This window comes from Agrobacterium sp. rho-13.3, assembly GCF_033957765.2.
Lineage (GTDB): Bacteria > Pseudomonadota > Alphaproteobacteria > Rhizobiales > Rhizobiaceae > Agrobacterium.
This window is the reverse complement of sequence record NZ_CP192774.1, coordinates 2,206,687-2,230,824: the sequence shown is the minus strand read 5'-3', so window position 1 is coordinate 2,230,824 and position 24,138 is coordinate 2,206,687. Positions and strand designations below refer to the sequence as shown.

Sequence of the window (24,138 nt, the reverse complement as noted above, 5' to 3'; positions counted from 1 at the left end):
AAGTACCGGCGGAATGCTATTGCTGTGATCGCAGGCGCAAATCACCAAATCTGCCCAAGACCCGGACTTCGGATTATCAAGAAATGGCAAGGTACTGATGACGCAAGGTAATCTGTCCACCGAGACGATCAATTACCCGTCTTTCGATTTGAATTTCAGATCGCAGCTGGGCATGATGGGCAGTGCGTTTTGGACATCCCGTGTCCGTGGCAAGCTCATCCTTCTGATGTGTGCCTTGCTGACCATCATTCTCGTCACGGCTTACGGCCAGGTCAAACTGAATGAATGGAATGCGCCGTTCTACAATGCGCTGGAACGGCGTGATCTGAATTCGTTTTTGTACCAGTTGCAGGTCTTTGCGGTCATTGCCGGTTCGCTTTTGCTTCTCAACGTTTTCCAGACGTGGCTGAACCAGATGACGGCGCTGAACATGCGCGAAGGGCTGGCAAAGGACATGGTGGACGAGTGGTTCAAGCCCGGTCGCGCCGCAAGGCTTGCCGGTTTCGGCAATATTGCCGTCAACCCGGATCAACGCCTGCATGATGATGTGCGCAATCTGGCTGAAAGCAGCACGGCCTTGGCCATCGGTCTCGTCAACGCCACGATTTTGCTCATCAGTTTTATCGGTGTTCTCTGGGGTCTGTCTGCGGGTTTCGCCATTGAGATCAACGGCAACATGGTGACGATACCGGGCTATATGGTCTGGGCGGCGCTGATTTATGCGGGCTCTGCCTCGCTGCTCAGCAATCTCGTGGGATATCGGCTGGTGCCGCTGAATGCGGAGCGTTACTCCAAGGAAGCGGAGCTTCGCTTTTCGCTCATGCGGGCCAGTGAAAATCTCACCGCGATCACGCTGGCGCGCGGCGAGAAGAACGAACGCCACCGCATCGGTGAGGATATCAACGCGGTGCTGGGTGTTATTCGCGGCCTCGCCATGGCGCTCACGCATCTGACATGGGTGTCGTCCGGCTATGGCTGGCTTGCCATCGTCGCACCTATTCTGATCGCCGCACCGGTCTATTTTTCCGGACATCTCAGCTTCGGCGGGTTGATGATGGCCGTTGGTGCATTCAACCAGGTGAACGTAGCCTTGCGCTGGTATATCGATAATTTCGGCCCCATCGCGGCCTGGAAAGCCACCTTGCAGCGCGTCTCGGTGTTTCGCAACGCGCTGATCCAGATGGACAGCGTGGAGCGGCACGGAAACGCCATCGACATCGAGAAATCCGGCTCCGGCCCGATCCGATTGACGTCGGTTGAAATCTGCCCGGAAGTTGGCGGTCAGGACATGTCGCGCATTTTCCGTCTGCGGGAAGCCCCCGTGGAGATCAATGTCGGGGACCGGCTGATGGTGAATGGCGATCAGGGCGTGAACCGGCGCCTGTTTTTTGCGGCCCTTGCCGGGCTTTGGCCATGGGGGCGCGGCAGCATTGCCATGCCTGCGCGAGAGGAAACGCTGTTTATCGCTCAGCACGGTTATCTGCCGGCAGCGCCTCTGCGCGAAATTCTCTGCTATCCGCGCAGCCCGCAGAAATTCAAGGAACAGGATTTTCTGGACGCCATGGAATTGTGCGGCCTCGGCCACATCATTCCGCGCATGGACGATAATATTCGCTGGGACAAGAAATTCGATTCCGACGAGCAGGCCTGCGTTCGCGTTGCCAATGCCATTTTGTTAAAACCGCGTTGGCTGTTTATCGACGATCTTCTCGAAGGGCTGGAGAAGGAGACGGTAGACCGGCTCGCCGCTGTTCTGGCAGAGATGCACGACACCGCCATCATCTATATCGGTCGCTCAGAAACCATCTTGCAGGTGCTGTCACCACGGGTTCTGCATCTGGATTTGGTGAAGGCGTAGAACCTACATTTTCAGATTTGGCGCTTTTACGTTGACCGCCGTTGTTTTGATCAGGCCCGGTTGTGCCGTGCTCATGAACAGCGCCAGCGGCGTTATCGTGACGAACAGGGCCAGTGCCAGAAGCGCTGCAAGGACCACCCGGTCATAGCGCTGTTGCTTGATGTTATTCCCACTCCAGTCATATGCCATCGCCGACCTCGCCTGCGTTTACCAGTATATGAAGATGAAATAATTCAATGTCAGGGTGTCACGGTATGGTTAATTTAACCTTACCGTGCAGGCTGCATTCCTTGCACCACAGACAATGCAGATAGGACGAAACGGCTATTGGCCGTCGCGTCTGCTTTTCGTAATCGGAAGGTGGGAGTTACGAGAAAAGGTTTCTACAATGGAATTGCATCCACCGGACGATATGGAACTGACACTGCGCACGCTGGCCATGCCTGCGGATGCCAACCCCGCAGGTGATATCTTTGGCGGATGGGTCATGTCACAAATGGACTTGGCCGCCTTCGTGCGTGCCAATGATGTGGCGGGCGGACGCACCGTAACCGTGGCCGTCAATGAAATCGTGTTCAAGAAGCCGGTCAAGATCGGCGATACGCTGTGCGTCTACACCCGCATCGAAAAAGTCGGACGCACATCCATCACCCTCAAAATCGAAGCCTGGACCCGCCGCCACTCCCAGCAGTCGCGTGACAAGGTGACGGAAGCAGTGTTCATCATGGTTGCGGTGGATGACGAGGGTAATCCGAAGCCGGTGAAGGTCTGAGACCAGTTTCCTGCTCTTCCAACAGGAGGGCAATGCCGAGGTGCCTCGGGGATAGCTAACCAAGGCACCCCGAGCGCTGTATAATCGCGTTTAAAACTTGACGCCGAGGCCGACACGAACAGCATGCTGATCGATATCGCCATTAAGAAGCGGTCCGAGTGAACCGAAGTCGTAATTCTTGTCACCGAAATTGGTATAGCGATATTCGACGCGACCGAAAATCAAGTCGGTAAATGCATAATCGACACCAGCGCCAACGGTGTAACCGTTGAAGCTCTCTTTTTGCTTGTCGAAGCCGGGAACGACGAGATAGCCGCGCCCGATAGCCCAGCCAGCGGTTCCATAAACGAGCGCACGGTCGAATGCGTAACCCGCGCGCGCCCGAACGGAGCCCTGCCAGTCCATGCCGTATTCATACTTATCGGGGGCCAGAATGGTAAGGCTGCCATCACCCCAATTGCCGTCAAAATCGCCTTCTACGCCGACAACCCAGTTGTTGCCCAACTGGTAATTATAGCCTGCAAATCCACCCAGAATGCCGCCGTCGAAGTTGGCATCCAGTGCGCCTGCCGGGGCAATGCCGGTAAGGTCTTGCTTATCCCAGGCGTATCCGCCCTGTACACCGGCGGTAAAGCCGGTCCATGAGAAAGTCGTAACATCTCCAGCCACCGGCGCCTGTGGAGCCTCATAAACCGCGTCCGCCGCACTTGCAGTTGAAGCGGTAAAAATGAAAGCAGCAGCAATGATGATTTTTTTCATCTCAGGCGTCCCGAATACGATGGACTTCCTATCTATCCCACCGGGGAAAAAATGCTGTAGCGTTGTAGCAACAAGTCCGAGATTGCGTAGGATGGCTGTCAGCTTTTGAGCCGTGTCCAGAGAGAAGCTTGCTCGTTGATTGGTGAATGAGCCAAACGTCGTCGCAACGTAGATCGCAAAGAAAAAGGCCTCGCAATTTCTTGCAAGACCTTGATACTTAATTCGGATGGTGGGCGTAACAGGGATTGAACCTGTGACCCCTACGATGTCAACGTAGTGCTCTCCCGCTGAGCTATACGCCCTCCGTTGAGGCGCATAAATCACGAAACCGGATGAAGCGTCAACTGCTTTTTTGCGGTTTCGTGAAAGCTTTTTCAGAAGCCTTATGCCACAAGGAGTTTGTTCACTTCATCGACCAGATCACGCAGGTGGAAAGGCTTGGAAAGAACCTTCGCGTCCTTCGGTGCCTTCGAATCAGCGTTCAGCGCAACGGCTGCAAAACCGGTGATGAACATGACCTTGAGGTCAGGATCGAGTTCGGTGGCGCGGCGTGCCAGCTCGATGCCGTCCATTTCCGGCATGACGATGTCGGTCAGGAGCAGCGAGAAAGGCTCTTCGCGAAGCCGGTCATAGGCGCTCGCGCCGTTGTCGAACGAGGAAACCTTGTAACCGGCTTTCTCCAGCGCTTTCACGAGAAAGCGGCGCATATCGTTGTCATCTTCTGCAAGAAGAATTTTCTGTACCATTTAAGTGACCGTAACTGCTGAATTGTTGGGATACCCTATCCCGATCATACCGCTTTTTGAGTAAATATCATGTGAACGATAGAATCACGACTTGGCTGACTGATGTCCAGTATGGACTTGCTCTGCCTTAACTGGCAACATGATGCTTCTGGCAGAATTATGACATGGTAAACGGGGCGGAATGGACTGGGTCACGGGTGAGTACGAACTTTTCGAAGTGTGCGAACCAGACGTTCACAGCATTCCGTTTGTTTATAATTCGCCGCACAGCGGGCGCTGCTACCCGATTTCCTTCCTCGAATCATCCCGGCTGGACAGTTACGAGATCCGCCGTTCGGAAGATCATTATGTGGATGAGCTGTTTGCAAGTGCCATCGACATGGGTGCGCCGCTGCTCAAGGCCAATTTTCCGCGCGCCTATCTGGATGTGAACCGCGAGCCTTACGAGCTTGATCCGCGCATGTTCGAAGGGGCGCTGCCGCCTTATGCGAATATCGGCTCCATGCGCGTGGCGGGCGGCCTTGGCACCGTGCCGCGCATCGTAGCAGAAAACATGGATATCTATGCGCATCGACTGCCCGTGGACGAGGGGCTTTCGCGCATCGAAGGCATTTACAAGCCGTATCACGCCTGTTTGCGGAAGCTGATCTCGCGCACCTATGCCAATTTCGGCATGGCGGTGCTGATCGATTGTCATTCCATGCCGGGCAATATTCGTCTGGCGGGTTCCAATGTCAGGCCGGATATCATCATCGGTGATCGTTACGGCACCAGCGCATCGGCGGAAATTTCGCGCGCGGCACTGCATTTTCTGGAAGAATTGGGTTTTGTTGCCGTGTGCAACAAGCCTTATGCGGGCGGTTTCATCACCGAACATTATGGTCGGCCCATCCGTTCGTTGCATGCCTTGCAGATCGAAGTGAACCGGGCGCTGTATGTGGATGAAAAGACGCTGCTGAAAACCTCGGAATTTTACGCTGTCCAAGCTGCGCTGGACGGCTTTATGCGTCAATTGTCGAATTTCGTGTCCGAATACGCCGTCGAGATGGCGTTTGCCGCCGAATAATCATGCTTATCGTTGACTGTGTTCCCAAGCCTTCGATGTGAATCGACGGCAAAAAAAACCGCGCCTTGGCGCGGTCAAGTCTAGGGAGGAAACACCCAAGGAGGGTATTTACAGTCAAAGACTGTGACATGAAGCTATTGCGAATCTGCTTATTTGTCAATCATTTTTGTAATTGCCTACAATTTGTTCAGTTTGGTCAGGCTTTGCACTTTATTCGATCTTTTTTAAAGGGATTTGCCTTTTCTGGCGGCTTTTCTCGAGAAGTTGAGGGAGCAATTGGACGCAACGGCCCCAAGCACGCCATTTTTTGTTTAAGCATCGGAATCTCCGAAAACCGCGTTACACTTTTCGGTCCGATGCGCTATGTGAGTTGCGGGATTCAAAAGGTGAGGGTTCATGCTGCCAGATCGCGATTTCTTTTTTCGTCTTGCCGATGCCGCGAAGGCGGAAACCCTGCCACGGTTTCGCACCGGCATTGCTGTCGCCAACAAGCTGGACGGGGGTTATGATCCGGTGACGGAAGGCGATCAGGCCGCCGAGACTGCCATTCGTGCGCTGATTACCAGCGAATTTCCCGATCACGGTATTTTGGGCGAAGAACACGGTGATGTCGGGCTTGATCGCGAGCATGTTTGGGTTATCGACCCGATTGACGGCACACGCGCATTCATTTCCGGTGTTCCAGTGTGGGGCACGTTGATTGGCTTCCAGTCCAACGGTCGTTCTGTGATGGGCGTTATGGATCAGCCGTTTACGGGCGAGCGGTATTTCGCCGATGGTGAGAAGGCCTGGTATTACGGGCCGGGCGGCGACAGGCAGATCAAGACGCGGGCGTGTGAAGCGCTGTCCGACGCGATTTTGTTCACGACGTCTCCGCACATTTTCACGCCGCAAGAGGCGGCCCTCTACAACGCCGTGCAGGACAAGGTTCGGCTGTTCCGCTATGGCACCGATTGTTATGCCTATGCGTTGCTGGCTTCTGGGCATGTCGATCTGGTCATCGAAACCAGCCTGAAGCCCTATGATGTCGGCGCGCTCATTCCCATCATCGAGCAGGCTGGCGGCGTGATTACCAATTGGGATGGCGGCAGGCCGGAAGCCGCAGGCCGCATCGTTGCGGCTGGCAGCAAGGCGCTGCATGAGCAGGCGCTGGCGCTTCTCTCTGGACTTTAAGCTTCAGGTGCAAAGAACGCGTCTATCGCAGCCAGCGCCTGGCTGCGATAGACGTCACGCTCCAAAAGAAGCTCGTGCCGTGCGCCTGTGACGGGGATGAGTTGTGCCGCACGAAAATTGCGCGATAGCTCTTCCTGCGCCGCATAGGGTGAGATGACGTCCAGCACCGGGGCCAGCAGCAGCGTCGGCACGGTGATTTTTGTGAGATGCTCCTGCCGGATGACCCAGGGCATGGTGTTCAGCACTTCAAACAACCAGCGCGCCGTGGGTGCGCCGATGAAAAGCTCCGGGCGCTCGGTGATCAGCGACAGATTGCGGGCAAAACGGGCAGGATCCGACGTCAGTGGATTGCCGTCGAACTGGCGTTCGCGCTGGTCCTTGCCAAGCTGTACGCCGCCGAGGCCGATCAAGGTCAGGCAGGTTGCGATGATGCGGATCACCGGTGTTGGTATGGATTGGCCGCGCAGGCTGATGAAGGGCGAGGAAAGCGCCATGCGCTCAATGCGGTTGGAGAGTGCTGGCGCCATGGAAAGGGCGGCAAGCCCGCCGGTGGAATGGGCCAGCAGAAAGAAGGGCAGGCGCGCATCCGGCAACACGACCTGCTCCAGAAACAGCGAAATATCCTTCTGATAATCCGAGAAGTGACGCACGTAACCGGCGTCCAGCTTTTTCAGCAACCGTTCGGAGCCACCCTGTCCGCGTGTGTCGAAGGTGGCAACCCAGAAGCCCTTGGCGGTGAGGTCGTTGATCGTCTCGAAATATTTCTCGATACATTCATTGCGGCCATGCAGCAGAACGATGGTGCCGCGTGCGATGGACTGGTTGGAGCGAAAGATCGCGTAACGCAGCTTCTTTTTTCTGTGGCCGGTGAAATAGCCTGCAATATGGTTTTCAGGCACAGGGTTGCCTTTGGTCGCATGCAAAATGGCTTCGGTCATGAGTATTTTCCGGCGCGGCACTGAAGACGTGTTTCATAACGGGATAGGTTGAGTGCTCAAGCACGTCAAAGGAAAAATTGCCGGAACCGTCGGTCTTAGCAGTCGCGGTTCCGGCTAATCTGACAGAAGAAGAAGGGACGATATACTTCTGCCGCCGGAGATTGCCTCCGATGTCTTGATATCTAACGTGCTGAAACTGAACGATTTCCGAACTCATCGTTCAGATGGTGTTCAGTTTCCAGGGTCTTGGTGTCCGTGCGATTTTCAAGCGGCTTTGCGCGAGATGTGGTAGACATCGCGGTAGCGCGGCGTTCCACTGTTGTGAGACGTCTCGCAAGAGTGGGTCTTGCAACGCCCGGAGGACTTCGATGGTGCGTGGTTCTGTGAATGCTTACGGCTTTTTCGCGATCCTGTTGCATTGGCTGATCGCCGTGCTGATCCTCGGTCTGCTGGCGCTTGGATACGTTATGACACGGCCTGATACCGATCCGGCTCTCCAGTTTTCACTGTTCCAGTGGCATAAATCCTTCGGCATGTTGGTTCTTGGCCTTGCGGTCTTGCGGTTTTTGCAGTGGGGCCTCTGGCCGAAAGTCGCGCCGGTGCCAACGCTCGGAATATGGGAGCGCTGGGCGTCATTGGCGGTGCATCGGCTGCTGCTCCTGCTCGGTGTGCTGGTGCCGCTGGCGGGCTGGGCGATAGCGTCCGTTTCGCCGCTTGGCATTCCCACCTTCATGTTCAACGTGGTTGTCGTACCGCATCTGCCGCTTGCGCAATCGGAAGAGGCGGAAATTTTGTGGTCTACGGTGCACGCAACGCTTGCCTATACGGTGCTTGGTCTTGTTGCCGTTCATGCGCTGGCGGCCATTTATCATCATGTCATAAGGCGCGATGAGGTTTTGTTGCGGATGCTTGGGCGACGTCATTCACCGCCACTGGAGAAACGCCCATGAGACTGCGCCACCTGTCTGGATTATTCGTCTCTGCCATCTTGGCTGCAAGCTCAGGGCAGGCGGCGCAAGCGCCGAAGTTGAGTGACGTTGCGGGCAAATATGGCGTTGCGCCATCGTCTCGCATTGCCTTTTCCGTTGGTCAGGTGGGCGGCGGTGGCATCAAGGGCGTGTTCGGGAAGTTTTCGGGCACATTCACGCTGGAAGGCGGCGATCTGCAACATTCAACCGTTGTGTTTACGCTCTGGCCAGAGAGTGTGGAGTCAGGCGAAAAACGGATCGATACGTTTTTAAAATCGACTGCGGTGTTCGACACGGTCAATTTCGATGTCATCAACTTCCGCTCCAGCTCGATCAAACAAACGGGGCCGGATACGGCCACCATGACAGGCCAGTTGAGCGCCAAGGGTCAAACGCGCACGGAAAATTTCGATGTGAAGCTGACCCGCTGGAGCGGAAAATCGATTGCGTTCAACGTAACCGGCGATGTCTTCCGCTCACGCTACAGCATGGATGTCGGAACGCCGATTTACTCTAATGTCGTGCACTTCGACATGTCCGTGGAAGGCGAGCGGAAATAGAAAGCAAGGCGTAAGGCGCTTGCATCGTGTCCCTCTTGAAGTCCCGCAAAAGTCTTCCCATCTGTTTGTCACGGTCGCCAGAACGGGACCGTATCCGGTCACTCATCGCCAGTTCGGGGTGGGGGCCATAACCGCAAACAGTCGCTCATAGGAGGACACCATGCGTCACGTAGATTTTTCCCCGCTTTATCGGTCCACGGTTGGTTTCGACCGCCTTTTTTCCATGCTCGATGGCCTCGGCCAGCCCGAGCAGTCGCAAGCCTATCCGCCCTACAACATAGAGCGTACCGGTGAAAACGCCTACCGTATTACCATGGCGGTGGCCGGTTTCGATGAGACCGAACTCAGCATCGAATCCCGCGCCAATGTTTTGACCGTGAAGGCAGAAAAGGCCGACGAAACCAAGGATGGCGAAGGCGAATTCCTCTATCGCGGCATTGCCAAGCGCGCCTTCGAGCGTCGCTTCCAGCTTGCCGATCACGTCGAGGTGCAGAACGCGTCCTTGAAAAACGGCCTGCTGCACATCGATCTTCTTCGCAACATTCCCGAAGCCATGAAACCACGCCGTATTGCGATTGTTTCAGACATTTCGGATGAGCCAAAGCAGATCGACGCGCAGGTGACGCCAGCTCAAGTAAACTAAACTGGCTTGGATAGGTAAGCGAAACGGCCCTTATTGAAGGGCCGTTTTTGTTTCATGTGCCGCCAACAGTTCAGCCGACTTGGCATGTTCGACAGCCTTGGCTTTGTTGGCATAACGCTGTGCAATCACGGCGCAGGCCATAAGCTGGATCTGGTGAAACAGCATGATCGGCAGGACGATGGCGCCAATGCTCTGGCCTGCGAAGATCGCACCAGCCATGGGCACACCACTGGCAAGGCTTTTCTTCGAGCCGCAGAAGGTGATGGTGATTTCATCTTCCTTCTTGAAGCCTAGCAAACGGCTGCCGAACATGGTGATGCACAGGATCAGCGCAAGCAGTACGATGTTGATGCCAACCACCACACCGATATCGCGTACGGTGAATTCCTGCCAGATGCCCTCAATCACCGCCTGGCTGAAAGCCAGATAAACGACCATCAGGATGGAGCCGCGATCAACGGGCGCAAGGAGCGTCTTGCGGGCACGTATCCAGTCGCCGATCCATGGCTGCAAAGCCTGGCCCAGAATGAAGGGCAGCAGCAATTGCAGGAAAATTTGGCCGAAAGCATCCAGCGAGAAACCGCCGCCGTGACCGCCAACGGTAAACAGCAGACCGACCAGCAGAGGCGTCAAAACCATGCCGAAAATGTTGGATGCCGATGCGGCGCAGATTGCCGCCGGAACATTGCCGCCCGCCATGGACGTAAAGGCGATGGAAGATTGCACGGTGGACGGCAGAACGCAGAGGAACAGCACACCCATGTAAAGCGGGGCGGGGAGAATGCTTTCAGGAATGTATCCCAGGCCAACGCCGATCAACGGAAACAGGCCGAACGTGACCAGCAGAATGGCCAGATGCAGACGCCAGTGCAGAATGCCCGCAATCACCACGTCTCGCGCCAGCCTTGCGCCGTGCAGGAAGAACAGAAGGGCAATCGCAAACTTGGTCGCGATACCGAAATAATAGGCGGGTTCGCCGCTGATAGGCAGCAGGGATGCAAGGATGACGGTTGCGACCAGCATCATGGTAAAGCGGTCTGGCAGAAAGCGGCTCATAATGGCTCTTCTTTTCGTTTCCGGTTTATGCGTTGAATTCAGACATCTTATCGCTCATCATGAAAGCAGATGCAAAAACTAACAGTTATCGCAATGCAGGATAACCATGCTCAATCTACAGCACCTCGCCAGCTTCGTAACGCTGGAGCAGACGATGAGTTTCACCCATGCCGCAGAACGGTTGGGCATCGGTCAATCCACGCTGAGCCAGCATATTCAAAGGTTGGAGGCGTCACTCGGTCAAAGGCTGATCGCGCGTGACACCCACCGCGTTCGCCTGACGCCGGAAGGCGAGGCGTTGCTGGGATATGCCCGCAATATGCTGGATATCAACAACAAGGTGGCGGCTCTCTTTGGGGAAAGCAAATTGCGCGGGCGGCTGCGGCTCGGTGTCTCCGAGGATTTTGTCGCGAGCCGTCTGACGGTGATATTGGAGGAGTTTACCCGGCTCTATCCGCTGGTCGATCTGGAGCTGACAGTGTCGCTGAGCGGCGTGCTGTACCAGATGCAGGACAATGGCGAGTTGGACGTGGTGCTGGCCAAACGGCGGCTTGGAGACCAGCTTGGACATTTTCTCTATCGAGAACCGTTGATCTGGCTGGCAAAAGACCCGGATGCGGTGCTGGGGCGCGAACACGCCTTGCCGCTAATCGCATTTCCACCACCCAGCATCACCCGCAAGGCTGCGCAAGAAGCGCTGGACCGGGCCGGCGTTGCGTGGCGCATCGTCTGCACCTGCGGCAGCCTTAGCGGTTTGACGGCAGCGGCGCGTGCTGGCATGGGCGTTCTGGTTCAACCACGCAGCATGGCGCCATCCGGTCTGCGGGAAATACCAAAAGGCGCGCTGCCGGTGCTGGAAGACGTGGAATTTGTCCTCCAGCCACGCAAGGGAGCGGACGCCGAACTGGTCAAGGCGCTGTCGACATTGGTGACGGCGAAGGGAATGGTGCCGGGCAGTTTTGCTTAGGCAGCTCCGCAAATCCGCAAGAAGTCATCCACGTCGCTTTCCAATGTTGCAAAGCTGGTGACGAGGCGGATGAGTTGCTGGTGTTCGCCAACCGGCTCCGGCATGTCGTGGGGGACGACCCAGTCGTAGAAGCTTGCGCCGTTTTCACGCGCGGTTTTGGCCTTGTCCTTGTCCAGCACCACGAACAATTCGTTGGATTGTGTCGGCCATGCCAGTCTAGCGCTGTTGGAGGCGGAGAGGCCTTCGCGCAGGCGGGTTGCCATGGCGTTGGCGTGGGCTGCAAGTTCCAGCCAGAGATCGTCGGCAAAATAGGCGTCGAATTGTGCGGCCATGAACCGGGTTTTGGAGAAAAGCTGGGCGGAACGCTTGCGGATGAAGGGCAGGTCTTCTGCCATTTTCGGGTCCATATAAACGATGGCTTCCGCGCACCAGCAACCGTTCTTCGTTGCGCCGAAAGAGAGAATATCGACGCCGCGTTTCCACGTCATTTCCGCGGGTGTTGTGTCGAGTGCGGTTAGTGCGTTGGCAAACCGCGCGCCGTCCATATGCAAGGGAACGCCAGCATTTTTGGCAATCTTTGCGATTGTCTCGATTTCATCGAGTTCGTAAATCGTGCCCTGTTCCGTGGCCTGTGTGACCGTCACGAGCATCGGCTGGCCCTGATGGATGGAGCCGGGCGGGAAGCGACCAATCGCTGCTTCAAGGTTTTTCGGCAGCATTTTGCCGTTTGGTCCGGCCACCGGCATCAGGCGCGATGCGTTGGAGAAATATACCGGCGCGCCGCACTCGTCTTCAATGACGTGGGCTTCGGAATGGCAAAAGGCGATGCCGCCGGGGCGGGCAACGCTGGCCATGGCCAGAGAGTTGGCGGCGGTTCCGGTGCCGACGAAAAACACGGCAACTTCGCGCTCAAAGATTTCGTTGAAACGCTTCTCGATTGCCTTGTCCAACTCGCTCGTGCCGTAAGCGGCGGCAAAACGGGTGGATTCCTTCATCAGCCGTTCGTTGATGGCAGGGTGGGCACCGGCCCAGTTATCAGAAGCAAAAAACATGTTTCAACGCTTTCGATTGGATGATGGAACATCTTTTAACAGGCCGGTCGGCCAAACGACTGTCGTTTTATGGTCTTATCGCGCGAATGGCAAATCCGGTAATGAAAGCAATTATTTCGCGCCCTTCGTAGAAGAAAATTACGTCAGGATTCACTTGCCCGACATTTCCCGTCACAAAGCCTATTTATATTTTCATGATGCGGTCTTGCACAAAGAGATGGTTTCTGCCAAAATTCAACAGGAATTGAGACAGTATTACTGTCCTAAATTGACAAGCGGATGCAAAGCCTCTATCTCGGAAACGGGGAGGGGTCAGCATCCGCCTCTCTGCGTGAAGCCATGCAACCTGTTTGCAGGAGGGACGAAAAATGACCATCAAGCTGGAAGGCGAAAACGCCACTGCTACCTTGACCAACGACTGTCCGACGGACGCCCAGCCAAAGGCTGCGGCCCTGCGCGCGTCTATCGGTGGTCTGCCTGAAAAGCAGGGTCTTTATGATCCGCGCAACGAGCATGATGCCTGCGGCGTTGGCTTTGTAGCGCATATGAAGGGTCAGAAGTCGCACCAGATCGTCAAGGATGGTCTTTTCATTCTCGAAAACCTCACCCATCGCGGCGCTGTTGGCGCTGATCCTTTGATGGGCGATGGCGCTGGCATTCTCGTGCAGATTCCAGACCGCTTCTTCCGTGAGGAAATGGCGCTTCAGGGCGTGACGCTGCCAAAGGCTGGCGAATATGCTGTCGGCCACATCTTCATGTCGCGTGACGCCGCCCAGATCGAGCATTACAAGAAGGTCACCATCGACGTTATCGGTGAGCATGGGCAGCAGTTCCTCGGCTTCCGTGATGTGCCTGTCGATAACTCTTCGTTGTCGGAAGCGCCTGAGATTGCCGCCACCGAGCCGCACCATGTGCAGGTTTTCATCGGTGCTGGCCGCGATGCCGCCAATAACGCCGATTTTGAGCGTCAGCTGTTCTTGATCCGCAAGGTCATTTCCAACACCATTTACAATGCGGGTGGCGGCAAGGAATCGCAGGATTTCTATCCTGTTTCGCTGTCGTCTTCGACCATCGTGTATAAGGGCATGTTCCTGGCCTATCAGGTCGGTGCCTATTATAAGGACTTGTCCGATCCACGTTTCGAAAGCGCGGTTGCACTGGTGCACCAGCGTTTCTCGACCAACACCTTCCCATCCTGGAAGCTGGCGCACCCATACCGCATGGTTGCCCATAACGGCGAAATCAATACGCTGCGCGGCAACGTCAACTGGATGGCGGCGCGTCAGGCTTCTGTTGCTTCGCCACTGTTTGGCGACGACATTTCCAAGCTCTGGCCGATTTCCTACGAAGGCCAGTCCGACACCGCCTGCTTCGACAACGCGTTGGAATTCCTCGTGCGCGGCGGTTACTCGCTGGCCCACGCCGTAATGATGCTGATCCCCGAAGCCTGGGCTGGCAACCAGTCCATGTCGCCGGAACGCAAGGCGTTTTACGAATACCACGCTGCCCTGATGGAGCCATGGGATGGCCCTGCCGCCGTTGCCTTTACCGATGGCAAGCAGATTGGCGCGACGCTGGACCGCAATGGTCTGCGCCCCGCCCGTTATCTCGTGACCGATGACGACCGCATCATCATGGCATCTGAAGCCGGCACATTGCCGGTGCCGGAAGAGCGCATCATCAAGAAGTGGCGTTTGCAGCCCGGCAAGATGCTGCTGATCGACATGGAAAAGGGCGAGATCATTTCCGATGAGGACGTGAAGCATGAGCTTGCCGCCAAGCATCCATACCGCACGTGGCTGGACCGCACGCAGCTTATTCTGGAAGACTTGAAGCCCGTAGAGCCTCGCGCCCTGCGTCGTGACGTGTCGCTGCTCGACCGCCAGCAGGCGTTTGGTTACACCAGCGAAGACACGAAGCTGTTGATGTCTCCTATGGCCACCACTGGTCAGGAAGCCATCGGCTCCATGGGCACGGATACGCCGATTTCGGCCATGTCGTCCAAGTCCAAGCTGCTTTACACCTATTTCAAGCAGAACTTCGCGCAGGTCACCAACCCGCCAATCGACCCGATCCGTGAAGAGCTGGTGATGAGCCTTGTTTCCTTCATCGGCCCGCGCCCGAACATTCTCGACCATGAAGGTGCGGCGCGTGCCAAGCGTCTGGAAGTGCGCCAGCCGATCCTGACCAATGGCGATCTGGAGAAGATCCGCTCTATTGGCCACACGGAAGACCGTTTCGACACCAAGACGCTGGACTTCACCTATGATGTGGAGCGCGGCGCCGAAGGCATGCCTGACATGCTGGACCGTCTGTGCGAGCGTGCGGAATCTGCCGTTCGTGGCGGTTACAACATCATCGTTCTGTCTGACCGTCAGCTTGGACCGGATCGCATCGCGATCCCGGCATTGCTGGCAACCGCTGCCGTTCACCACCACCTGATCCGCAAGGGTCTGCGCACATCGGTTGGTCTGGTTGTCGAAACCGGCGAGCCGCGTGAGGTCCACCATTTCTGCTTGCTGGCCGGTTATGGCGCGGAAGCGATCAACCCTTATCTGGCCTTCGATACGCTGCTGGATATGCACAAGCACAATGCGTTTCCGAAGGAAGTGTCGGACGACGAAGTCGTTTACCGTTACATCAAGGCCGTGGGTAAGGGCATTCTCAAGGTTATGTCCAAGATGGGCATTTCCACCTACCAGTCCTATTGCGGCGCGCAGATTTTCGACGCCATCGGCCTGTCTTCGCAGTTCATCGAGCAATATTTCTTCGGCACTGCCAGCATGATTGAAGGTGTTGGCCTGACGGAAATTGCTGAGGAAACCGTTGCCCGCCACACCGACGCTTTTGGCAAGGATCCGATCCTTGCGACCACGCTGGATATCGGTGGCGAATACGCCTACCGCATCCGTGGCGAAAGCCATGCTTGGAGCCCGGACGCAGTGGCCACCTTGCAGCACGCCGTGCGCGGCAACAGCCAGGAGCGTTACCGCGAATTTGCAGAAATGGTGAACGACACCAGCCTGCGCATGAACACCATTCGTGGTCTGTTCAAGGTCAAGTCAGCAGAAGCGCTGGGCCGCAAGCCTATTTCCATCGATGAGGTCGAACCTGCCGTCGATATCGTCAAGCGCTTCTCCACCGGTGCCATGTCCTTCGGCTCCATCAGCCGTGAAGCGCACACCACGCTGGCGATTGCGATGAACCGCATTGGCGGTAAATCCAACACGGGTGAGGGCGGCGAGGAATCCGACCGTTACCTGCCTTTGCTCAACGGCAAGCCGAACCCTGAGCGCTCCGCTATCAAGCAGATTGCCTCTGGCCGGTTCGGTGTGACGACAGAATATCTCGTCAATGCAGATATGTTGCAGATCAAGGTCGCGCAGGGTGCCAAGCCCGGCGAAGGCGGTCAGTTGCCCGGTCACAAGGTGGATGCGACAGTTGCCAAGACCCGCCACTCCACACCGGGCGTCGGCCTCATTTCGCCACCGCCGCACCATGATATCTATTCCATCGAAGATCTGGCGCAACTGATCTACGACCTGAAGAACGTCAACCCGGAAGCCGATGTTTCCGTGAAACTGGTGTCGGAAGTGGGTGTCGGCACGGTTGCCGCCGGTGTTGCCAAGGCGCGTGCGGACCATATCACTGTGTCTGGTTTTGACGGTGGCACGGGTGCGTCTCCGCTCACCTCGCTCAAGCACGCCGGTTCCCCTTGGGAAATCGGCCTTGCCGAAACCCAGCAGACGCTGGTGCTGAACGGCCTTCGTTCGCGCATCGCCTTGCAGGTGGATGGCGGTTTGAAGACGGGCCGGGATGTCATCATTGGCGCACTTCTGGGGGCAGACGAGTTCGGTTTCGCAACCGCGCCTCTCATTGCCGCTGGCTGCATCATGATGCGCAAGTGCCACTTGAACACCTGCCCTGTGGGCGTTGCCACGCAGGATCCTGTCCTGCGCAAGCGCTTCAAGGGTGCACCGGAACACGTCATCAACTATTTCTTCTTCGTGGCCGAAGAAGTGCGCGAAATTCTTGCCTCACTTGGCGTTGCTAAGTTGGACGAGATCATCGGTGCTTCCGAACTGCTGGAAAAGGATGAAATGCTTGCGCACTGGAAGGCCAAGGGTCTCGATTTCAGCCGCATCTTCCACAAGGTCGATGCGCCGAAGGCTGCGACCTATTGGACGGAGCGTCAAAAGCACCCGATTGACGACATTCTCGACCGCAAGCTGATCGAAAAGTCGCTGCCATCGCTGGAAAACCGCGAACCTGTGGTGTTCGAAGTGCCGATCAAGAACGTCGATCGTTCTGCCGGTGCGATGCTGTCGGGCGCGCTTGCCAAGCGCTGGGGTCATAAGGGCCTGAAGGACGACACCATCCATGTGCTGCTGCGCGGCACGGCGGGTCAGTCCTTCGGTGCGTTCCTCGCACGCGGCATCACCTTTGATCTGGTGGGTGACGGCAACGATTATGTCGGCAAGGGTCTGTCCGGTGGCCGCATCATCGTGCGTCCGCCAGAAAACACCCGTATCGTTGCGGAAAACTCCATCATCGTCGGCAACACCGTTCTTTACGGTGCCATTACCGGAGAGTGCTATTTCCGCGGCGTGGCGGGCGAGCGTTTCGCCGTGCGTAACTCGGGCGCGATTGCCGTTGTCGAAGGCGTGGGTGACCACGGTTGCGAATATATGACTGGCGGCATTGTCGTGGTTCTGGGTGAAACGGGCCGCAACTTCGCGGCCGGCATGTCTGGCGGCGTGGCTTATGTGTTGGATGAGCAGGGGGATTTCGCCAAGCGCTGCAACATGGCCATGGTTGAACTGGAGCCGGTGCCGGAAGAAGACGACATGCTGGAAAAGCTGCACCATCACGGCGGCGATCTTATGCACAAGGGACGTGTGGACGTTTCCGAGGACATGACACGTCACGACGAAGAGCGTCTCTACCAGATGATCTCCAACCACTTCCATTACACAAACTCCAACCGTGCCAAGGACATCCTTGACCGCTGGAGCGAGTTCCGCCCCAAATTCCGCAAGGTCATGCCGGTCGAATACCGCCGCGCGCTTGAGGACATGGAGCGCATGAAGCTGGGCGTGGCGGCGGAGTAATCCGCCGCATGAGAACACTACACCGACTGATCTCGCTGATCACAGCGGTCGCCATTCCCACGGCGACTTATTGGACGAGCGGCGAGATCAGACTTGAGTTCATCGTACTGGGAGCAGCCGTGGGCGGCGCTTATTGGTACTGGGCCCCGACGGGTGCCCTGCTTTGATGTGAGGATATAACATGGGTAAGGTTACAGGTTTTCTGGAAATAGACCGTCAGGTTGGCAAGTATCAGCCGGCGTCGGATCGTATTCGCCATTTCCGGGAATTCACCATTCCCATGTCGGATCCCGAAGTGCAAAAGCAGGCGGCGCGTTGCATGGACTGCGGCATTCCCTATTGCCACGGACCGACCGGCTGCCCGGTTCACAATCAGATCCCCGACTGGAACGATCTGGTTTATAACAACAATTGGGAAGAGGCGATCCGCAACCTCCACTCCACCAACAACTTTCCGGAGTTCACCGGCCGTGTCTGTCCCGCACCGTGCGAGGAAGCCTGCACGCTGAACCTTGAAGATGCGCCGGTTGCGATCAAGACGGTTGAACAGGCGATTGCCGACAAGGCTTACGAGCTTGGCTTTATCGTACCGAAGCCTGCGACTGTTCATACCGGCAAAAAGGTCGCCATCATCGGTTCCGGCCCATCCGGTCTGGCCGCTGCCCAGCAGCTTGGCCGTGCCGGTCATGACGTGCATGTCTATGAGCGCGAATCCAAGGCGGGCGGTTTGCTGCGTTATGGTATTCCCGACTTCAAGATGGAGAAGAACTTCATCGATCGTCGCGTGGAGCAGATCAAGGGCGAAGGCGTCACCTTCCATTATGGCGTCAACGTCGGTGTGGACGTGACCGTTGAGAAGCTGACCGCAGATTATGACGCCGTGCTCTATTGCGGCGGCTCGGAAACCCCACGTCCTGCCGGCATCGGCGGCACGGAATTCCATGGCGTGCACGATGCCATGCCATACCTCGTGCAGCAGAACCGCCGTGTCGGTCGTGAAAACATCGACAGCGTCGGCTGGCCCTCCGATCCCATCCTTGCCGGTGGCAAGCATGTCGTGGTCGTCGGCGGTGGCGATACGGCATCGGACTGCGTCGGCACGGCGTTCCGTCAGGGTGCGGTCAAGGTGACGCAGCTCGACATTCGCCCCATGCCGCCGGAAAAGGAAGACAAGCTCGCCGTCTGGCCTTATTGGGCAACGAAGATGCGCACATCATCCTCTCAGGCCGAAGGTGCTGCCCGCGAATTTCAGGTGGCGACACTTGAGTTTGTTGGCGATGAAGACGGCGTTTTGACTGGCGTGAAGTGCTGCCAGGTGGATGACCGCCGCAAGCCGATTGCCGGCACGGAATTCATCATCAAGGCAGACCTTGCCTTCATCGCGATTGGCTTCTCCGGTCCATTCACCGATAGCGTGCTGAAAGACCTCGAAGGCAAGTTGACGCTCAACACCGACCGTCGCGGCTCCACCAACGTTGTTGCCAATGATCGCGATTACAAGTCGTCGGTGGACAAGTTGTGGGTGGCAGGTGACGTTCGGCGCGGTCAGTCGCTGGTCGTCTGGGCCATCCGCGAAGGCCGTCAGGCCGCCCGCGCCATCGATGAAGAATTGATGGGAAGCTCGCTTCTACCGCGTTAAGCGAGGCACACTCTCATTGCCCAATCCAAAAAAATAATCCCCGTAAGACTACGGGGATTATTATGAATCGTGAAAAGCGGTCAGTGCTTGTTCTTATGGTCTGATTGACCACCCTTCATATTTTTATCGTCAGAACCAGTTTTCTTGCCACTTTTGGTGTCTGCGGCAGAAGCGCTCTTCATTTTGTCATCGCCGCTTTTGCCGGGCTTCTGGCCAGCTTTGCCGTGCTGGTCGTGTGTTCCACCTTGGTGTGCCATGATGTTTACTCCTCATATCCATCATTGATGCAAAGCGTGTTTGCTTAGCCATTGCTTAACAGCAACGTAGACGGATCGTTCCGGCGTTAACATTTCGTGATGCGGGATTTGCATCAGAGCGCCGCGTTAGGCCGCTTGCGAAGCCCTCAGAACAAAGTCCGCTTCAATCTCATCAAATGGCACAAAGATCATGCCATCGTCGTTTTTCTCAATAATTCCCCATTCCATAAGTGACGAAATATCGTCGTGGACCCGTTTCACGTCGCGCTCCAGCGCCCGGGACAGGCCGCGAATGGTGATCGGGCCGATTTTTTGGAGCTGCTCAATAAGTTTCCACCGCTTGGGTGTAATGACGCTGAAAAGTTGGGCGGGCGATGTGAACGTCAGAATAGAAACCGGGTGTTGTTTATCCCCTGTTTCCCACGCTTTTACAAAGCGATCTCCCATGCTGCTGATGGCGGCGAGATCGTCTTCATCCTGACGGATTTGAATGAGTGCTTTCGTCATGACTTCAGCCTCCTCGTGACTTCTGCAAGGAAATCATTCCTCAGTTGCTCGACGCTGGTGAATGGATAGGGTTTCTCCTCCCCATCCAGATGGCAATGATCGCCTTTTCCGCGTTCGTTGTCGAAGCAAACGATCCGCCGGCCATCTCTGCCGAAAAACAAACGATACTTGTAGGCGTGATCACTTCCCCACACGGGTGTGGGTAGTTTCCAGATGACCATTTCGACAATCGCGCCATCGCGCAAAACACGCTTTTCATGCAGCAATTTTTCAGCCTTCATGTTGGCAATAATGCCAACGTGAAGTGCTTTTTGTCAACGGCACTATCGAGGTGAAATAATGACGCTTTGTTTACTTCGCCGCCGTCTCGGCTGGCACCGGCATACGATAATCATCGACTCGGCCAAGCGGTGCGTCATCCATCAGCCCGCGTTTGGTCAGCTTTTCCCGAGGGGTTTCGGTGACGGACAGTTTGGCGACCGGTTTGTCGCCCAAAAGTACATCGCCGCCGTCCAGGTCTGGGTCTGTGAGGCTGATGGGCTGGGTGCGCACCTGTTGCGCGTCGATGCCGAGCGCTGGTAGCGAGGTGAGGGCGGGAAGGTTGCTGCCGTCGAGTTTCATGAGGTCGGGACCGGCACCATCCAGATGGCGGCGCAGGAATTTTTCGACGTAGAAGGCGAGCTTTTGTTTACCGGCAGCCGTCATGCCGATGCCGTCTGCCTCGCGCAAGCGCGTCTGCTGACCGTTGACATCATAACCGGTGGTGACGAACTTGCCGCCTTCATCCACAAATCCATCCCACACATCCACGAACTCGCCGCCAAGCTTTTCGATATGGCTGCGATACAGGCGGTTGAAGTTGACGAAATCGGCGGTCAGCGACGGAGACTGAAAGGCGGGCAGACCGACCCACAGAACCGGCACCTGCTGGCGTTTGGCAAGAGTAATCAACGCATCGATGCGCCGCTCATATTCCTTGAGCCACAGGTCAGTGCCGTATTTTTCCTTGGTATCGCCAATCACCATCTGCTGACGGTCGTTGGAGCCCATCATGATGACGATGGTTGCCGGGCTGGTTTCCTTGATGAATTGCGGTAGCGTGGAAAACCAGTCGTAATAATCCGTCCGCACAAGGCCGGATGAGCCGTTGGAGCGCACGTCCACGGTGATGGCGGGTGAGCTTTCGAAGGTGGAAACCAGCGCTTCACCCATCCCGCCTGCCAGAAAATCACCGATGACCAGAACACGGCGTGCATTTTCCAGCTTGGCAACGGGTGCAGGCTTTTCCGTGCGCATCTGTACGACGGACGGTGTCTTGCGCGGAGTCTGAGGGCGAATGACCGCGCGGTTATCACGCTGCTGTTGCTGCGGCGGGCGTCGCATTCTTTGCTGTGGCGGGCGGTCTGGCGCATAAAGCCGGTCGTTTTGAATGTTTGGACCGCCAAACAGCATTTCCAGCAGCGTGCGGCGGTCACGTTGTTCCTGCGCACTGGCGTTTTCAGCAACGAAGGGCAAGCAGATGACGAGCAATAGAAACACGGCGCTGCTGCGCCGCGTTCTGCTCCAGATGTTGCCTGTGCTTATGTTCACCACGGCATGAACCTCCCGGACGGTTCTTTATTTTTTTCTAATATTGTTCCCGCCCGCAGGCGCTGTCAATTGCGCAATGCGCGCAGCAACATACGCGATGGTTCGCCATCGTTTTCCATGCCCATGCGCTTTTGAATTGCACTGATTGCGGCCTTGGAACCGGAGCCGAAATTGCCATCGACCTCGCCATCATAATAGCCGAGTTCCTTCATGCGGTTTTGCAACTCGAACTTTTCCTTGACGTCCAGTGTGTTGTCCGGGCGCGGCCAGCGTTGCTGCATGCCGCCATAACCGGCAATCTCGTCGGCCAGAAGACCCACGGCCAGAGCATAGCTGTCGGACGAATTGTATTTTTTGATGGTGAAGAAATTTTTCGTCATCAGGAAGCCGGGGCCGTTTCCGCCGCCCTGCATTTTCAACATGGCGCGGTCCGATCCACGCCCAAAGTTTTTGCCGTTGGGACGGGCGAAACCGAGTTTCTGCCATTCCGCGAGACTTTTGGTCTGGCCTTCATAGCGTGCGCCACCGGCTGGAACGGCTGCTTCATATCCCCATGTCTTGCCTGGCTCCCAACCATTTTTGGCCAGAAGATTGGCGGCTGTTGCCAGCGCATCGGGAATGGAGTGCCAGATATCGCGTTTGCCATTGCCGTCCGCATCCACCGCATACAGCAGGTAGCTGGTGGGAATGAACTGCGTGTGGCCCATGGCACCGGCCCAGGAGCCGGTCAGTTGCTTCGGTGTCACGTCGCCATTCTGAAGAATTTTCAGCGCCGCAATCAACTGCGTGCGGGCAAATTTGCCGCGCTTGGGGTCGGAATAGGCAAGGGTTGCCAAGGCCTGTGGAATATTGTGCAGGCGCTCCGGCTTTTCCAGAACGGCACCGTAATTGGACTCCATCGACCAGATGGCGAGGATGATGTGCTTGTCCACCTTGAAGTTACGCTCGATCCAGTTGAGGGTCGTGGCGTGCTTCGCCTTCATCTCGCGGCCAATCCGCACCGTGTAAGGGTTGACGCGGCTGTCGACGTAATCCCAGATTTTGGTGGTGAATTCCGGCTGGAAGGTTGCCTTGCGCAAGGCATCCGGGTCAGGCTCGTTAACGCCCGCAAATGCCTTCTGGTAGGTGGATTTCGTAATGCCTTCCTGTGCGGCGGTGGCATAGAACTGGTTGATCCACTGTCTAAAACCTGCATCCGCATTGGCGGTGGCTGGCGCAAGGGTGATTGCGATGCCCGCAAATGCCATGCAGCCAAACTTGCGGACGTTGGAAAGGATCAGCTTTTTCATCGTCAGTCTTTCGTTTCTCTCGAATTTCATTTCGATTGCGAGATACGCATCGTGCTCAACGATGTAATACCAACTCAAAGTCAACAAATTCTTTACCATTAACGAAAGGTAACGTCACCATTTACAAAAGTTTGCCACTTTTGAGATAACAAAGTCGTGCGTGAGTTTTGAACCCAGTTGAGTCTCTGAGGAGGGATGTGTGGTAGAACAGAAAAAAATTCGGAAAGCGGTTTTCCCGGTTGCCGGTCTTGGAACGCGTTTCCTGCCTGCGACCAAAGCGGTTCCGAAGGAAATGCTGACCGTGGTGGACAAGCCGGTCATCCAATATGTGGTGGATGAAGCCGCTGAAGCGGGCATCGAGCATTTCGTGTTTGTGACAGGGCGTGGCAAGGGTGTGATCGAGGATTATTTCGACATTCAGTTCGAACTCGAACAGATGCTGCGCGAGCGCAACAAGAATGCCGAACTGACGCTTCTGTCGAACATTCTGCCAAAGGCAGGCACGGCAAGCTTCACCCGCCAGCAGGTGCCGCTCGGTCTTGGCCACGCGGTGTGGTGCGCGCGTGATATCGTCGGTGATGAGCCTTTCGCGGTGCTTTTGCCTGACATGATCATGCATTCCCAGAAAAGCTGCCTCAAGGGCATGGTCGATCTGTACGACCAGACTGGCGGTAACGTGATTGCCGTTCAGGAATGTGAACCGGACCAGACCCATAAATACGGTATCGTCGGTGTTGGCGAAACGGTCGGCGAAGGCTTCAAGATCACGCAAATGATCGAAAAACCTGCCAAGGGAACGGCACCATCGAATTTCTATATCAATGGCCGCTACATTCTCCAGCCACAGATTTTCGACATTCTTGAAAATCAGGAGCGTGGTGCCGGTAACGAAATCCAGCTGACAGACGGCATGTTGACGCTTGCCAAGTCACAGGAATTTGCCGGTTATCACTTCAACGGCGAAACTTTCGATTGCGGCGCAAAGGACGGCTTCATTCTCGCCAACCTCGCTTTCGCTCTTGAACGCGGCGATATTCGCCCGTCGATTGAAGGACCGTTGAAGGCGATGGTCAGCAAGCTGAAGTAAGGTTGCTGCTCAGATATTCCGTCATGCCGGACTTGATCCGGCATCCAGCAGCGCCGCGTCTGCGGCGCGATAGACTTTATCCTCACGCAGACGCGTGAGG

General features: G+C 56.3%; 23 protein-coding genes and 1 tRNA gene. 12 read left to right on the top strand and 12 right to left on the bottom strand.

The window, feature by feature from the left end:
- The first annotated feature begins 97 nt into the window (after positions 1 to 97).
- A complete protein-coding gene (locus tag RMR16_RS11090; RefSeq protein WP_320198176.1) occupies positions 98 to 1,858 on the top strand; it encodes an ABC transporter ATP-binding protein/permease in 1,761 nt (586 codons plus the stop codon).
- Positions 1,859 to 1,861: 3 nt separating this feature from the next.
- Here the strand turns inward: RMR16_RS11090 and RMR16_RS11085 are convergent, their stop codons facing one another.
- Positions 1,862 to 2,047: a hypothetical protein gene (locus tag RMR16_RS11085; protein WP_320198177.1), complete on the bottom strand. Its 186-nt coding sequence runs from the start codon at positions 2,045 to 2,047 to the stop codon at positions 1,862 to 1,864.
- A 199-nt stretch (positions 2,048 to 2,246) separates the two neighbouring features.
- Between RMR16_RS11085 and RMR16_RS11080 the strand changes: the two genes are divergently transcribed.
- Entirely contained in the window at positions 2,247 to 2,630 is a 384-nt protein-coding gene (locus RMR16_RS11080) for an acyl-CoA thioesterase (protein ID WP_320198178.1), read from the top strand.
- Positions 2,631 to 2,720: 90 nt separating this feature from the next.
- Here RMR16_RS11080 and RMR16_RS11075 read toward each other — a convergent pair whose 3' ends face one another.
- From RMR16_RS11075 to cpdR, 3 genes are all read right to left on the bottom strand, one after another.
- A complete protein-coding gene (locus tag RMR16_RS11075; RefSeq protein WP_320198179.1) occupies positions 2,721 to 3,389 on the bottom strand; it encodes an outer membrane protein in 669 nt (222 codons plus the stop codon).
- A gap of 227 nt (positions 3,390 to 3,616) precedes the next feature.
- A tRNA-Val gene (locus tag RMR16_RS11070) sits at positions 3,617 to 3,691 on the bottom strand.
- Between the two features lie 81 nt (positions 3,692 to 3,772).
- The gene (gene cpdR, locus RMR16_RS11065; protein WP_027675545.1) at positions 3,773 to 4,135 is read right to left on the bottom strand and encodes a cell cycle two-component system response regulator CpdR; all 363 of its coding nucleotides are present in this window, start codon (positions 4,133 to 4,135) and stop codon (positions 3,773 to 3,775) included.
- A 181-nt stretch (positions 4,136 to 4,316) separates the two neighbouring features.
- Here cpdR and RMR16_RS11060 point away from each other — a divergent pair, with 181 nt between their 5' ends.
- Together RMR16_RS11060 and hisN are read left to right on the top strand one after the other, a co-directional pair.
- On the top strand, positions 4,317 to 5,201 hold the full coding sequence (locus tag RMR16_RS11060) for an N-formylglutamate amidohydrolase (RefSeq protein ID WP_320198180.1): 885 nt from the start codon (positions 4,317 to 4,319) through the stop codon (positions 5,199 to 5,201).
- Positions 5,202 to 5,597: 396 nt separating this feature from the next.
- Positions 5,598 to 6,374 (top strand): histidinol-phosphatase, encoded by a 777-nt coding sequence (gene hisN / locus RMR16_RS11055; protein WP_320198181.1) that lies wholly within the window; start codon positions 5,598 to 5,600, stop codon positions 6,372 to 6,374.
- On the opposite strand, the gene RMR16_RS11050 is transcribed toward hisN, so the two are convergent.
- Positions 6,371 to 7,312: an alpha/beta hydrolase gene (locus RMR16_RS11050; protein ID WP_320198182.1), complete on the bottom strand. Its 942-nt coding sequence runs from the start codon at positions 7,310 to 7,312 to the stop codon at positions 6,371 to 6,373. The two genes, hisN and RMR16_RS11050, sit on opposite strands and share 4 nt — an antisense overlap.
- A 368-nt stretch (positions 7,313 to 7,680) precedes the next feature.
- Here RMR16_RS11050 and RMR16_RS11045 point away from each other — a divergent pair, with 368 nt between their 5' ends.
- The 3 genes from RMR16_RS11045 to RMR16_RS11035 all read left to right on the top strand — a co-directional run bounded on the left by RMR16_RS11045 (position 7,681) and on the right by RMR16_RS11035 (position 9,483).
- Entirely contained in the window at positions 7,681 to 8,262 is a 582-nt protein-coding gene (locus RMR16_RS11045; protein ID WP_320198183.1) for a cytochrome b, read from the top strand.
- A complete protein-coding gene (locus tag RMR16_RS11040; RefSeq protein ID WP_320198184.1) occupies positions 8,259 to 8,840 on the top strand; it encodes a YceI family protein in 582 nt (193 codons plus the stop codon). The genes RMR16_RS11045 and RMR16_RS11040 overlap by 4 nt, the downstream gene beginning before the upstream one ends.
- A gap of 160 nt (positions 8,841 to 9,000) precedes the next feature.
- Positions 9,001 to 9,483: an Hsp20 family protein gene (locus RMR16_RS11035; RefSeq protein WP_320198185.1), complete on the top strand. Its 483-nt coding sequence runs from the start codon at positions 9,001 to 9,003 to the stop codon at positions 9,481 to 9,483.
- Positions 9,484 to 9,513: 30 nt separating this feature from the next.
- On the opposite strand, the gene RMR16_RS11030 is transcribed toward RMR16_RS11035, so the two are convergent.
- Positions 9,514 to 10,539: a bile acid:sodium symporter family protein gene (locus RMR16_RS11030; RefSeq protein ID WP_320198186.1), complete on the bottom strand. Its 1,026-nt coding sequence runs from the start codon at positions 10,537 to 10,539 to the stop codon at positions 9,514 to 9,516.
- A gap of 106 nt (positions 10,540 to 10,645) precedes the next feature.
- On the opposite strand from RMR16_RS11030, the gene RMR16_RS11025 reads away from it, so the two are divergent.
- Positions 10,646 to 11,506 (top strand): LysR substrate-binding domain-containing protein, encoded by an 861-nt coding sequence (locus RMR16_RS11025; RefSeq protein WP_320198187.1) that lies wholly within the window; start codon positions 10,646 to 10,648, stop codon positions 11,504 to 11,506.
- On the opposite strand, the gene RMR16_RS11020 is transcribed toward RMR16_RS11025, so the two are convergent.
- On the bottom strand, positions 11,503 to 12,558 hold the full coding sequence (locus RMR16_RS11020; protein WP_320198188.1) for a threonine aldolase family protein: 1,056 nt from the start codon (positions 12,556 to 12,558) through the stop codon (positions 11,503 to 11,505). The two genes, RMR16_RS11025 and RMR16_RS11020, sit on opposite strands and share 4 nt — an antisense overlap.
- Positions 12,559 to 12,926: 368 nt before the next feature.
- Between RMR16_RS11020 and gltB the strand changes: the two genes are divergently transcribed.
- From gltB to RMR16_RS11005, 3 genes are read left to right on the top strand one after another with little or no spacing between them, the layout of a single operon-like run.
- Positions 12,927 to 17,669, top strand: a complete 4,743-nt coding sequence (gltB, locus tag RMR16_RS11015; protein ID WP_320198189.1) for a glutamate synthase large subunit — start codon at positions 12,927 to 12,929, stop codon at positions 17,667 to 17,669.
- 8 nt (positions 17,670 to 17,677) lie between these two features.
- The gene (locus RMR16_RS11010; protein WP_320198190.1) at positions 17,678 to 17,836 is read left to right on the top strand and encodes a hypothetical protein; all 159 of its coding nucleotides are present in this window, start codon (positions 17,678 to 17,680) and stop codon (positions 17,834 to 17,836) included.
- Between the two features lie 14 nt (positions 17,837 to 17,850).
- On the top strand, positions 17,851 to 19,308 hold the full coding sequence (locus RMR16_RS11005) for a glutamate synthase subunit beta (protein WP_320198191.1): 1,458 nt from the start codon (positions 17,851 to 17,853) through the stop codon (positions 19,306 to 19,308).
- Positions 19,309 to 19,388: 80 nt separating this feature from the next.
- On the opposite strand, the gene RMR16_RS11000 is transcribed toward RMR16_RS11005, so the two are convergent.
- The 5 genes from RMR16_RS11000 to RMR16_RS10980 all read right to left on the bottom strand — a co-directional run bounded on the left by RMR16_RS11000 (position 19,389) and on the right by RMR16_RS10980 (position 22,909).
- Positions 19,389 to 19,565 (bottom strand): hypothetical protein, encoded by a 177-nt coding sequence (locus RMR16_RS11000; protein ID WP_320198192.1) that lies wholly within the window; start codon positions 19,563 to 19,565, stop codon positions 19,389 to 19,391.
- Between the two features lie 126 nt (positions 19,566 to 19,691).
- The gene (locus RMR16_RS10995) at positions 19,692 to 20,072 is read right to left on the bottom strand and encodes a transcriptional regulator (RefSeq protein WP_320198193.1); all 381 of its coding nucleotides are present in this window, start codon (positions 20,070 to 20,072) and stop codon (positions 19,692 to 19,694) included.
- Complete coding sequence (locus tag RMR16_RS10990; RefSeq protein ID WP_320198194.1) at positions 20,069 to 20,353, bottom strand: toxin-antitoxin system TumE family protein; 285 nt, start codon at positions 20,351 to 20,353, stop codon at positions 20,069 to 20,071. Before RMR16_RS10990 ends, RMR16_RS10995 begins: the two co-directional genes overlap by 4 nt.
- A gap of 70 nt (positions 20,354 to 20,423) precedes the next feature.
- On the bottom strand, positions 20,424 to 21,656 hold the full coding sequence (locus RMR16_RS10985) for a DUF459 domain-containing protein (protein ID WP_413785959.1): 1,233 nt from the start codon (positions 21,654 to 21,656) through the stop codon (positions 20,424 to 20,426).
- 71 nt (positions 21,657 to 21,727) lie between these two features.
- Entirely contained in the window at positions 21,728 to 22,909 is a 1,182-nt protein-coding gene (locus RMR16_RS10980) for a lytic murein transglycosylase (RefSeq protein ID WP_320198534.1), read from the bottom strand.
- A gap of 241 nt (positions 22,910 to 23,150) precedes the next feature.
- Here RMR16_RS10980 and galU point away from each other — a divergent pair, with 241 nt between their 5' ends.
- Positions 23,151 to 24,038 (top strand): UTP--glucose-1-phosphate uridylyltransferase GalU, encoded by an 888-nt coding sequence (galU, locus tag RMR16_RS10975; RefSeq protein ID WP_320198196.1) that lies wholly within the window; start codon positions 23,151 to 23,153, stop codon positions 24,036 to 24,038.
- Positions 24,039 to 24,138: the final 100 nt, after the last annotated feature.